This window comes from Acidovorax radicis N35 (assembly GCF_000204195.1).
GTDB lineage: Bacteria > Pseudomonadota > Gammaproteobacteria > Burkholderiales > Burkholderiaceae_C > Acidovorax > Acidovorax radicis.
This window is the reverse complement of the sequence record NZ_AFBG01000018.1, coordinates 669,174-681,055: the sequence shown is the minus strand read 5'-3', so window position 1 is coordinate 681,055 and position 11,882 is coordinate 669,174. Positions and strand designations below refer to the sequence as shown.

The 11,882-nt window shown below is 62.4% G+C and carries 10 protein-coding genes; 8 read left to right on the top strand and 2 right to left on the bottom strand.

Annotation, left to right across the window (positions count from 1 at the left end):
• Positions 1–104 precede the first annotated feature (104 nt).
• Complete coding sequence (locus ARADN35_RS0108795; RefSeq protein WP_010461143.1) at positions 105–791, top strand: class I SAM-dependent methyltransferase; 687 nt, start codon at positions 105–107, stop codon at positions 789–791.
• Between the two features lie 83 nt (positions 792–874).
• Here the strand turns inward: ARADN35_RS0108795 and ARADN35_RS0108790 are convergent, their stop codons facing one another.
• A complete protein-coding gene (locus ARADN35_RS0108790; RefSeq protein ID WP_010461141.1) occupies positions 875–1,795 on the bottom strand; it encodes a LysR family transcriptional regulator in 921 nt (306 codons plus the stop codon).
• 143 nt (positions 1,796–1,938) lie between these two features.
• On the opposite strand from ARADN35_RS0108790, the gene ARADN35_RS0108785 reads away from it, so the two are divergent.
• The 6 genes from ARADN35_RS0108785 to ARADN35_RS0108760 are packed head-to-tail and all read left to right on the top strand — an operon-like array spanning position 1,939 to position 6,853.
• On the top strand, positions 1,939–2,922 hold the full coding sequence (locus ARADN35_RS0108785) for a 2Fe-2S iron-sulfur cluster-binding protein (RefSeq protein WP_010461139.1): 984 nt from the start codon (positions 1,939–1,941) through the stop codon (positions 2,920–2,922).
• Positions 2,923–2,956: 34 nt separating this feature from the next.
• Complete coding sequence (gene gtdA, locus ARADN35_RS0108780) at positions 2,957–4,006, top strand: gentisate 1,2-dioxygenase (protein WP_010461137.1); 1,050 nt, start codon at positions 2,957–2,959, stop codon at positions 4,004–4,006.
• Between the two features lie 40 nt (positions 4,007–4,046).
• The gene (locus tag ARADN35_RS0108775) at positions 4,047–4,742 is read left to right on the top strand and encodes a fumarylacetoacetate hydrolase family protein (RefSeq protein ID WP_010461135.1); all 696 of its coding nucleotides are present in this window, start codon (positions 4,047–4,049) and stop codon (positions 4,740–4,742) included.
• Positions 4,743–4,766: 24 nt separating this feature from the next.
• Entirely contained in the window at positions 4,767–6,026 is a 1,260-nt protein-coding gene (locus ARADN35_RS0108770) for an aromatic ring-hydroxylating dioxygenase subunit alpha (RefSeq protein ID WP_010461133.1), read from the top strand.
• A gap of 2 nt (positions 6,027–6,028) precedes the next feature.
• A complete protein-coding gene (locus ARADN35_RS0108765) occupies positions 6,029–6,517 on the top strand; it encodes an aromatic-ring-hydroxylating dioxygenase subunit beta (RefSeq protein ID WP_010461131.1) in 489 nt (162 codons plus the stop codon).
• A 6-nt stretch (positions 6,518–6,523) separates the two neighbouring features.
• On the top strand, positions 6,524–6,853 hold the full coding sequence (locus ARADN35_RS0108760; protein WP_010461129.1) for a non-heme iron oxygenase ferredoxin subunit: 330 nt from the start codon (positions 6,524–6,526) through the stop codon (positions 6,851–6,853).
• A 65-nt stretch (positions 6,854–6,918) separates the two neighbouring features.
• Here the strand turns inward: ARADN35_RS0108760 and purL are convergent, their stop codons facing one another.
• The gene (gene purL, locus ARADN35_RS0108755; RefSeq protein ID WP_010461126.1) at positions 6,919–10,926 is read right to left on the bottom strand and encodes a phosphoribosylformylglycinamidine synthase; all 4,008 of its coding nucleotides are present in this window, start codon (positions 10,924–10,926) and stop codon (positions 6,919–6,921) included.
• A gap of 136 nt (positions 10,927–11,062) precedes the next feature.
• On the opposite strand from purL, the gene map reads away from it, so the two are divergent.
• Positions 11,063–11,878 carry a type I methionyl aminopeptidase gene (map, locus tag ARADN35_RS0108750; RefSeq protein ID WP_010461125.1) on the top strand — a complete coding sequence of 272 codons (816 nt, stop codon included), beginning with the start codon at positions 11,063–11,065 and terminating at the stop codon, positions 11,876–11,878.
• Positions 11,879–11,882 lie beyond the last annotated feature (4 nt).

The window sequence follows — 11,882 nt, the reverse complement described above, 5'->3', positions numbered from 1 at the left end:
CAGCCTGCACGGCCCTTCCAAGCGAGAAGCGCATACTCGCGCCCTCACCCACCACCTCTGGGGTCCTCGAGCACGTGCTCATATCCGGGCTTCACGCCCGAGCCATGCCCGGCTATCTCACCAAGCAAGAAGACATCTCCATCGTCGGCGCCGCCGACCTGATCATTCGATCACTGCTCGACAAGCAACAGTTCTCCGACCCGCTGGGCACCGCCGAGGCCCTTGGCATTTCGTCCGCCGCATGGCCCCTGTTCGGCCTGCTCTGGCCTTCAGGCGCGCAGTTGGCGCAACGCATGGCCAGCCGCCCTTTGCAGACTGGCGAGCGTGTACTGGAGATCGGCTGTGGACTGGGCCTGGCCAGTCTGGTGTGCCACCGGCGCGGCATCAATGTCACTGCCAGCGACTGCCATCCGTTGGCGCAGCAGTTCCTGCAGGAAAACACCCGACTCAACAGTCTGCCGCCCCTCAAGTACCGCACCGGCCACTGGGGGGCAGACACCTCGGCACCTGCCGGTGCCGTGCACGGCGAGTTCGACCTCATCATGGGCAGCGATGTGCTGTATGAACGCGACGCCCGCGCCTCGCTGGCCAGTTTTCTGGACCGCCACGCCAGCCAAGGCGCACAGATCTGGATCGTGGACCCGAACCGGGGCAACCGCTCCACCTTTCACAAGCAGATGGCGGCGCACCGTTTTGAGGTGGTGGAAGAGCGCCTGGATCACCCTGCGCTCGGCAGCGTTCCGGCCTACAAGGGGCGTCTGCTGGTGTACGAAAGACCCGTGCTGGCCTGAGCGATGGAGACACAGGGAAGAGCTCCCGCCATCAAGATTCAAGCGGTATTTTCTTGCAGGGCACCGCTGCCCCACGGCGGCATCTACGCCCTGAGGCTCGAAGCATCCGCGTGGAGATCAAAGACCAGCGCGCGCAGCCATTGGTTCGCAGGGTCCTTGTGAAATTTCCCGTGCCAGAACATGTTGATGGCTATTTTTGGCAGCTTGACCGGGTGAGGAAGGTACTGGAGCTGGAAAGGTCCCGCCATGCGCTCGGCCAGCCTTTCCGGTACGGTGGCGATGAGATCGGTGGACTGCAAGATATGCCCCACTGCGACAAAGTGGGGTACTTTGAGTTTCACCTGCCTCTGGGGTGCATGGTTGTCCAGTATCTCGTCCACCTGCCCATGGCCGGTGCCCGCAGACACGATGGCCACATGGTCCGCGCTGAAGAAGTCCTGCAACCGGATTTTTTTCTGATCCAGCCGGTGGCCTTTGCGAAACATGCAGACGTAGTTCTGCTCGAAAAGCCGGCGTTGAAAAAACCCCGCCTTCAACTGCGGCAGCAGGCCCATCGCCAGATCCACATGGCCGGCCTCCATGGCGTCCTTCAGGTTGGTGGCGGCATTGCGCACGGTGCTGATGGCTACGAACGGCGCGACCTCCTGAATTCGCTGCATCAGTTGCGGCAGAAAGTAGATCTCCCCGATATCCGTCATCCCCACAGTGAAACTGCGTTTGCTGGTGCCTGGATCAAATGAATTTCTGGCGTTCACAGCCCCGTGAATCATGCCAAGTGCATACCCCACCGATTCCGCCAGCTGGTCCGCAAACGGGGTGGGCTGCATCCCGCTCGCGGTGCGGGTGAACAGCTCGTCGTCAAACAGCTTGCGCAGCCGCGAAAGGGCATTGCTCACGGCTGGCTGCCCAAGACCCAGGTTCTCCGCCACCTTGGAGACCTTGCGTTCGGTGAGGAGCTGGTTGAAGACCACCAACAGATTCAGGTCAATGTCTTTGAGCTCCATCGGGGCCTCCTTGAATATTGATTTCAATGATATTAAACATTCACACCATCGCGTTGACTGATTTTCTCGCGAGTCTGATCATCGGCCCCTGCGATTCCTGCTACAGGAAACGATGCCGAAAAAAACATCAGAGACAACGCACGATGGAAATCCACGTACGCCCACTAGAGCGCACTTTCAATGTCGCAGCCGGCGCCAATCTGCTGGACGCCTTGCGCGAAAACGACGTGCCGGTTTCGTACAGCTGCATGGCGGGAAGGTGCGGAACTTGCCGTTGCAAGATCGTCACGGGGAACGTGCTGGAGTCGGAGCGCGAGGTGCAGCAACCTCTGGCCGCGCAAGATTCGTACGTCCTGGCGTGCCAGACCTTCTTGACGGAGGCCTGCACCGTGGAGATTGCCGAGCCTGATGAAGTGGTCGTGCATGCGGCGCGGATCATCAAGGCCACCGTTGTGGCCATTGAAGACACCACCCATGACATCAAGCGACTGATTCTCAAGCCAGCGAAGGCCTTGGATTTTTCGCCGGGCCAGTATGCGCAATTGCAATTCACACCGACCCACGCGCGACCCTATTCCATGGCCGGCACGACCAGCGACGAAACGCTGGAGTTCCATCTGAGGCTGATTCCGCAAGGCCGTGTCACCGCCTATGTCGCGAACGAACTTCGCGTGGGGGACTCGGTTCGAGTGAGCGGCCCACTGGGCTCTGCGTACCTTCGGCGCAAACACACCGGGCCGATGTTGTGTGTAGCGGGCGGCACGGGGCTGGCACCGATCCTGTCCGTTGTTCGCGGTGCCGTTGCCGCAGGCATGGGCAATCCCATCCATCTGTACTTCGGGGTCCGATCTGAGCGCGACATCTATGGCCGTGAATGGCTGGAAGCGCTGCAACGTCAGCACCCGAATCTCAAGGTGCAGATTGTGGTCGCGTCTGGCCAGGCACAGGGTTGCCGCACAGGCTTGGTGACCGACGCCATCGCCAAGGACTGGCCCAGCCTGGCGGGCTTTCGCGCGTATCTCTGCGGCGCACCGCCCATGGTCGAAGCCACGTCCCTGCTGGTGCGGCAAATGGGTGTTTTGCCCGGACAGGTCTACGCGGATGCTTTCTATGCCAGCGGCACGTAAACCAGGTTCCTCGCACTGATTTCAGGAGCAACCCATGAACACCACCCTGTCTGCCGATGTTGCAACAAGCCAGCAGCGCAAAAGCTATTACGACCGCATCGCCGAAGAAAGCATGACCCCTTTGTGGGAAGTGCTGGGAGCACTGGTGCCGCAACAGCCCCGATCTCCTGCGGTGGCGCACGCCTGGTCCTATGCCCAGGTCCGCGCCAAGGTGCTGGAGGCTGGTTCGTTGATCAGCGCAGCAGAGGCGGAACGCCGCGTGCTGATTCTGGAGAACCCCGCATTGCGAGGCCAGTCCAGCATCACGCAGGCACTGTATGCAGGTCTTCAACTCATCCTGCCTGGCGAGGTTGCACCGGCCCATCGCCACACCCAGTCCGCCCTGCGCCTGGTGCTGGACGGTGCTGGCGCCTACACCGCTGTGGATGGAGAGCGCACAACCATGAGGCGCGGTGACTTCATCATCACGCCTGCCTGGACATGGCATGACCACGGCAATCCGGGCAACGAACCCGTGGTGTGGCTTGACGGGCTGGATATCCCGATCGTCCGATTTCTGGACGCAGGTTTTGCAGAGAAAAGCGATAGCGAGTACCAAGCGGTCACCCGGCCGGAGGGGGACGCATTGGCCCGGTATGGCTCCAACATGCTCCCGGTGGACTTCCAGCAGCAACCATCCGACCCGACCAAGGTCTTTGTGTACCCCTGGGAGCGCACCCTGTCCACGCTGCATGCCCTGAAGGCTGGCCGTCCAGACCCTCATTTCGGCCACAAGCAGCGCTACGTGAACCCGGCTACAGGACGTTCGCCCATGCCAACGATGGCCGCGTTCGCACAGCTGATTCCCGCAGGCTTCGAGACCCAGCCGTATCGCTGCACGGATGGAACGGTGTACGTCTGCCTCTCCGGTTCGGCAGAAGCCCACATCGAGGGACAGACCTTTCGTCTGGAGGAAAACGACGTGCTGGTGGTCCCCTCGTGGCACTCCCAGCAGTTCCGCGCACTCACTGAGGCGGTGCTGTTCAGCTACTCCGACCGTCCCGTGCAACAGGCACTTGGCCTGTGGCGCGAGCAGCGATCCTGAAGTCCTGCCATTTCCCACTTTGCCTTGAAAGACTCACCCCATGTCCTTCGCCATAGCTCCCGCCGCTGTTCCTTCGTTGTCCATTCAAGGGCAGCCTGAGCGATTTCCGGTCCACCGGATTTTCTGCGTGGGCCGCAACTACGCAGCGCATGCCCGTGAGATGGGCAAGGACCCTGACCGCGACCCCCCGTTCTTCTTCATGAAGCCTGCCAATGCCGCGGTCGATGCCTCGATGCCTGCAACCATCCCCTATCCACCCAAGACGACTAACTTTCACCATGAGATTGAACTCGTCGTGGCGATCGGCAAGGGCGGGCGTGACATTGCACAAGACCGGGCATACGAACACGTCTTTGGGTACGCCGTGGGTCTGGACATGACGCGCCGCGACCTCCAACTGGAAGCCCGTGACAAAGGGCGTCCATGGGAGTTTGGCAAGTCGTTTTCCCAGTCTGCACCGATCGGCGCTATCACTCCAGCCACATCCCACGGACAGGTCCCTCACGGTGCCATCCGCGTCAGCGTCAATGGTGCGGTACGGCAGTCCTCGGATGTCGGTCTCTTGATCTGGTCTGTCGAGGAGTGCATCGCCTATCTGTCCCAGTACGAAGCCCTGGAGCCCGGGGACTTGATCATGACGGGCACTCCCGAGGGCGTGAACGCCGTGGTGCGGGGAGACGTGATGCATGGCGAAATCGATGGCCTGTCGGCCATCACCGTCACTGTCGAAGCCTGAGAAAAAGCAGCGAAGGAGATAGCGATGAGCACACCGGAAAATGAAGTCTTCCCCGCCCAGATGCGATGGGAAACCGAGGGAAGCAGCCGAATTCCCTTCATGGCCTACACCGACGACGACCTGCACAAGAAGGAGCTTGAACGCTTTTTCTACCAGCGGCATTGGAACTACGTCGGTTTGGAAGCCGAGGTTCCGAAGGTTGGTGACTTCAAGCGCACGGTGGTGGGTGAACGTTCGGTCCTCATGGTGCGCGACGCGGATGGCATCCACGTCGTCGAGAACGTATGCGCCCATCGCGGAATGCAGTTTTGCCGCGAGCGCCATGGCAACAAGAAAGATTTTGTGTGCCCGTACCACCAGTGGAGCTATACCCTGCAAGGGGATCTTCAGGGGGTCCCGTTTCGCCGTGGTGTCAAGCAGGATGGAAAGGTCAACGGCGGCATGCCCGCTGATTTCCAGACAGCGGACCACGGCCTGAACAAGCTGAAAGTGGCAACCCGTGGTGGCGTCGTGTTTGCCAGCTTCGACCACAACATCGAGTCGCTCGAAGACTTCCTGGGGCCGGAGATCCTCTCGTACTTCGACCGGCTCTTCAACGGCCGGCAATTGAAAATTCTCGGCTACAACCGCCAGCGCATTCCAGGCAACTGGAAGCTCATGCAGGAGAACATCAAGGACCCCTACCACCCTGGTTTGCTGCACACCTGGTTTGTGACCTTTGGCCTCTGGCGGGCGGACAACAAAAGTGAGCTGAAGATGGATGCGCGCCATCGGCATGCCGCCATGATCTCGACGCGGGGGCAGGCCGGAAAAGCCGACCAGGTCACTCAGGTGTCCAGCTTCAAGGAAAGCATGCAGCTGCACGATCCCCGGTTTCTCGACATCGTGCCAGAGCCCTGGTGGGGTGGCCCCACCGCCGTCATGATGACGGTGTTTCCCAGCGTCATCCTTCAGCAGCAGGTCAACAGCGTCTCCACCCGGCACATCCAGCCGGATGGCCACGGCGCCTTCGACTTTGTGTGGACGCACTTCGGCTTTGAGGATGACACCGACGAGATGACGCAGCGCCGTCTGCGACAGGCCAACTTGTTCGGCCCTGCCGGGTTCGTCTCCGCAGACGACGGGGAAGTGATCGAATTTTCCCAGCAAGGCTTTGAAAGCAAGCCGTACCACCGCACCTTGGCGGAGTTGGGGGGAAAGACCGTGGAAAACACCGACCACATGGTGACCGAAACGCTGATTCGCGGAATGTATGCGTACTGGCGTGAAGTGATGGAGGCCTGACCATGAGCGCCGCCCCCCACATTCACTTTGATGACTACCTGGCCATATCGCGCCTGTATGCAGAGTACGCACTGGCTGTGGACTCTGGCGACTGGGATTTGTGGCCCGAGTTTTTCACGGACGACTGCATCTACAAGCTGGTGCCCCGCGAGAACCACGAGCGCGGATTTCCATTGGCAACGCTCCTGTTTGAAAGCAAGGGGATGCTCAAGGACCGTGTGTACGGCATCCGGGAAACCCTGTTCCATGACCCCTACTACCAACGCCATGTGGTGGGCGCGCCTGTGGTCCTCGTAGCCAGTGAAAACCGCTTCGAGGCAGAGGCGAACTACGCAGTGTTTCGCACCAAGCTCTCGCGCGAATCGACAGTGTTCAACGTGGGGCGGTATCTCGACGTGATCGAACGCACCCCTGCAGGGCTCAAGTTTGCAACGCGCATTTGCGTGTACGACAGCGAAATGATCCCGAACTCCATCATCTATCCCATCTGAACCGCCATGAACGAATCATCCTGGATTGACGCCGCCAGCGAGGCCGAAGTACCCGAAGACGATGTCATCGGATTGCAGGTGGGTGAGCGCAGCATTGCCCTGTACAAGGTTGCCGGAAGTGTTTTTGCGACCGACAACATCTGCACGCACGGGCATGCGCGTCTTTGCGATGGCTTTCTGGACGGCCATGAAATCGAGTGCCCCCTGCACCAGGGGAAGTTTGATGTCCGCGATGGCCAGCCCACCTGTGCTCCGGTCACGGCCCCGCTGACGTGCTACCCTGTGCGCATTGATGGGGGCCGTGTGTTCCTTCAGGTGGGCATTTCATCCACCTGAAAGAAGCATTCATCGCAGGTAGGCTGGCAGTGGGCAACCTGCGCCGCAGGGTGCCTCAGGCCACATCACCCCACCCACTTGCGCGCATTGCGCCAGATGCGCATCCAGGCGCTGTATTGCGATGCGTCTTCGCTGGTCCAGCTCATCTGCACATTGCGGAAAACGCGCTCGGGGTGCGGCATCATGGCGGTAAAGCGGCCGTCGGCCGTGGTCACGGCCGTGAGGCCACCCGTGCTGCCGTTGGGGTTGAACGGGTACTGCTCGGTGGCGCGGCCGTGGTTGTCCACATAGCGCATGGCGGCAATCGCCTTATCGGCATTGCCCCGGTACTTGAAGTTGGCATACCCCTCGCCGTGCGCCACGGCAATCGGCAGGCGGCTGCCGGCCATGCCTTGCAGGAACAGGCTGGGTGATTCGAGCACTTCCACCAGCGACAGGCGGGCCTCAAAGCGCTCGCTCTGGTTGGTGGTGAAACGTGGCCAGTCTTGCGCGCCGGGGATGATGTCAGCCAGCTCGGCAAACATCTGGCAGCCGTTGCACACGCCCAGGCCGAAGGTGTCGGAACGGCCGAAGAAGCCCTGGAACTGAGCGGCCAGCACCGGGTTGAAGGTGATGGAACGCGCCCAGCCAATGCCCGCACCCAGCGTGTCGCCATAGCTGAAGCCACCACAGGCGACCACGCCCTTGAAGTCTTCAAGCTTCACGCGGCCAGTCTGCAGGTCGGTCATGTGCACGTCGTAGGCCTCAAAGCCTGCTTCCGTGAACGTGTAGGCCATCTCAATGTGCGAGTTCACGCCCTGCTCGCGCAGGATGGCAACCTTGGGACGGGACAGATTCAAGTACGGCGCTGCCACGTTGTCGGTGGCGTCGAACGTGAGGTGCACATGCAGGCCGGGGTCGGTGGGCTCGCCCGCTGCGGCGTGCTCGGCATCGGCATTGGCGGGGTTGTCGCGCTGCCGGCAGATCTTCCAGCTCACCGCATCCCACACCTGGTGCAGATCGGCCAACGGGGCGCTGAACACGGACTTGGCATCGCGCCAGACCTGCAGCTCGCCCTTGCCAGCATCGATCTCGGACGACGCAGGGCGCGTCTTGCCCACAAAGTGGCTGAACTTGGACAGGCCGTGCTCGCGCAGAGTCTGCATCACATCGTTGCGCTCGGCCGTACGCACCTGCAGCACCACGCCCAGCTCTTCGTTGAACAGTGCCTTGAGCGTCAGTTCTTCACGGCGCGCGCTGACCTGCTGCGCCCAGTTCTTGGCGTCGCCGGTTTCCATGCGGCTGTCGCTGATGCCGTCGCCCTCGGTCACCAGCATGTCCACGTTGAGCGCCACGCCCACGTGGCCTGCAAACGCCATTTCTGCCGCTGCAGCCAACAGGCCGCCATCGCTGCGGTCGTGGTAAGCCAGGATCTGGCCCTTGGCGCGCAGCGCGTTCACGGCGTTGACGAGATTGACCAGATCTTTCGGGTCGTCCACATCGGGCACCACGTCGCCGCTTTGCTCCAGCGTCTGGCCCAGGATGCTGCCACCCATGCGGTTCTGGCCCTTGCCCAGGTCGATCAACACCAGCGTGGTGTCTGCCTCGGTGGCATTGAGCTGGGGGGTGAGCGTGCCACGCACGTCGGACAGCGAGGCAAACGCGCTCACGATCAGGCTGACGGGTGATGTGACCTTTTTCTTGTCCGAACCTTCGTTCCACTGCGTGCGCATGGACAGGCTGTCCTTGCCCACGGGGATGCTGATGCCAAGGGCCGGGCACAGCTCCATGCCCACGGCCTTCACGGTTTCGTACAGCGCGGCGTCTTCGCCGGGCTCGCCACAGGCGGCCATCCAGTTGGCGCTGAGCTTCACGCGGGGCAGTTCAATCGGGGCGGCCAACAAGTTGGTCAGCGCCTCGGCCACGGCCATGCGGCCCGAGGCGGGGGCGTTGATGGCGGCCAGCGGGGTGCGCTCGCCCATGCTCATCGCCTCACCGGCAAAGCCTTTGTAATCGGCCAAAGTCACGGCGCAATCGGCCACGGGCACTTGCCAGGGGCCCACCATCTGGTCGCGGTGGCTCAGGCCGCCCACCGTGCGGTCGCCAATGGTGATGAGAAAGCGCTTGGACGCCACCGTGGGGTGGGCCAGCACGTCGATCACGGCCTTTTGCAGCGGCACGCCGGTCAGGTCCATCGGTGCGAATTCGCGCACCACGGTCTTCACGTCGCGGTGCATCTTGGGCGGCTTGCCCAGCAGCACGTTCATCGGCATGTCCACGGGCAGCTTCTGGTCGTCGGCCGTCGCGGCCGGGTCGTGCAGCACCAGCTGGCGCTCTTCCGTGGCCGTGCCGATCACGGCAAACGGGCAGCGTTCGCGCTCGCAGAAGGCCTGGAACAGGGGCAACGACTCGGGCGCGATGGCCAGCACGTAACGCTCTTGCGACTCGTTGCTCCAGATTTCCTTGGGCGCCATGCCCGATTCTTCGAGCTGCACGGCACGCAGATCGAAGCGTGCGCCACGGCCTGCATCGTTGGTCAGCTCTGGGAAGGCGTTCGAGAGGCCGCCCGCGCCCACGTCGTGGATGGCCAGGATGGGGTTGTCGGTACCCTGCGCCCAGCAATGGTTGATGACCTCTTGCGCACGGCGCTCGATCTCGGGGTTGCCACGCTGCACCGAGTCAAAGTCCAGCTCGGCCGCGTTGGTACCCGTGGCCATGGAACTGGCGGCGCTGCCGCCCATGCCGATGCGCATGCCCGGGCCGCCCAACTGGATCAGCAACGAGCCCGCAGGAAATTCGATCTTCTTCGTCAGCTCGGCATCGATCACGCCCACGCCGCCCGCGATCATGATGGGCTTGTGGTAGCCGCGCTGCACACCAGCGACTTCCTGCTCGTATTCGCGGAAGTAGCCATTCAGGTTGGGGCGGCCAAATTCGTTGTTGAACGCCGCGCCGCCCAAGGGACCCTCGACCATGATCTGCAGCGGGCTGGCGATGTGCTCGGGCTTGCCGACCGTGCTACCCCAGAGCTTGGACACCGTAAAGCCCGTGAGGCCCGCCTTGGGCTTGGAGCCCCGGCCGGTGGCGCCTTCGTCGCGGATCTCGCCGCCTGCACCGGTGGACGCACCCGGGAAGGGCGAGATGGCCGTGGGGTGGTTGTGCGTTTCCACCTTCATCAGCACATGCTGGGTGACGCTACTTTTTTGATAGCTATTGGCGCTTGATGGATAAGCGCTAGATGCCATTTTTGCCACAAATCGCTCGACCTGATGCCCCTCCATGACCGAGGCGTTGTCCGAATACGCGATCACCGTGTGCTGGGGCGCCAGCTGGTGGGTGTTGCGGATCATGCCGAACAGGCTCTTGTCCTGCGCCACGCCGTCGATGGTGAACTCGGCGTTGAAGATTTTGTGGCGGCAGTGTTCGCTGTTGGCCTGCGCGAACATCATCAGTTCCACATCGGTGGGGTTGCGCTTGAGGCCCGTGAAAGCGGTCACGAGGTAGTCGATTTCGTCATCGGCCAAGGCCAGGCCAAAGCGGGTGTTGGCGGCCTCCAGGGCAGCGCGGCCACCGGCCAGCACGTCCACATGCTCCATGGGCGCGGGCTGCAGTTCGGTGAACAGGGCGGCAGCAGCGCTGCGGTCAGCCACCACCGATTCGGTCATGCGGTCGTGCAGCAAGGCGGCGACCTGGCCCAGTTGCTCGGCGGTCAGCTCGGGCGTCTTGCCCAGCAGGCCCGATTTGAGGCTGACGCGGTATTCAGTGATGCGCTCCACGCGGCGGATGGCGATGCCACAGTTGCGCGCAATGTCGGTGGCCTTGGAGGCCCAGGGCGACAGCGTGCCCAGGCGGGGCGTGACGATGAGGACGGCGCCGTCCTCGGGGCCTGCGTACGAGTCGCCATAGGTCAGCAGCGCGGCCAGGCGTTCTTGTTCCGCCGCCGTGGGGGCTGCGTCGGTCACCACCAAGTGCACAAAACGTGCCGCAATGCCACTGATCTTGGGGTGAATCGCCTCCAGGGCAGGTTGAAGTTGCTGGGCGCGGAAGGTGCTGAGGGCGTTGCCGCCCGCCAGCGTGGTCATGTGCAAGGTCACGGTAGCGGCCTGTTGGGGGTGTGAGGGGTAGACAGAGACCCGGCCCAGCAGCTTGCAGCCAGGACCGGAGCCCGCCATTTTACCGGCCCAGGCCGTGCCGCCTGCACGGCGCGGGGGCCAATGGGATAATCAAGGCATGAGCATCACCATCAAAAGCGCAGAGGACATCGCCGGCATGCGCATTGCGTGCCGCCTGGCCTCCGAAGTGCTGGACTACATCGCCCCCCACATCAAGCCCGGTATCACCACCAAGGAAATCGACCGCTTGGGCGCCGAATGCATGGCCCAGCAGGGAACCATCTCGGCCACCGTGGGCTACCAACCGCCGGGTTATCCGCCCTATCCGGCCTCGCTGTGCACCTCGGTCAACCATGTGGTGTGCCACGGCATCCCCAACGACAAGCCGCTCAAGAAGGGCGACATCGTCAACGTGGATGTGACGGTCATCACCAAGGACGGCTGGTATGGCGACAACAGCCGCATGTACCTGATTGGCGAATGCTCGATCGCCGCCAAGCGGCTGTCGGCCATCACGTTCGATGCCATGTGGCATGGCATCGTGCAGGTCAAGCCAGGTGCCCACCTGGGCGACATCGGCCACGCGATCCAGAAGTTTTCCGAAGGGCAGGGCTTTTCCATCGTGCGCGAGTTCTGCGGCCACGGCATTGGCAAGAAATTCCACGAAGAACCCCAGGTGCTGCACTACGGCCGCCCCGGCACACTCGAAGAGCTGGTGCCCGGCATGGTCTTCACCATTGAGCCCATGATCAACGCCGGCCGCCGCGAGGTCAAGGAATTCAGCAACGATGGCTGGACCATCGTGACCAAGGACCACAGCCTGTCGGCCCAGTGGGAGCACACGGTGCTGGTCACCGAGACGGGCTATGAAGTGATGACGCTGTCGGCAGGCTCCCCCCCGCTGCCGGCGTTTGTGACCGCGACCAAGACCTGACCCG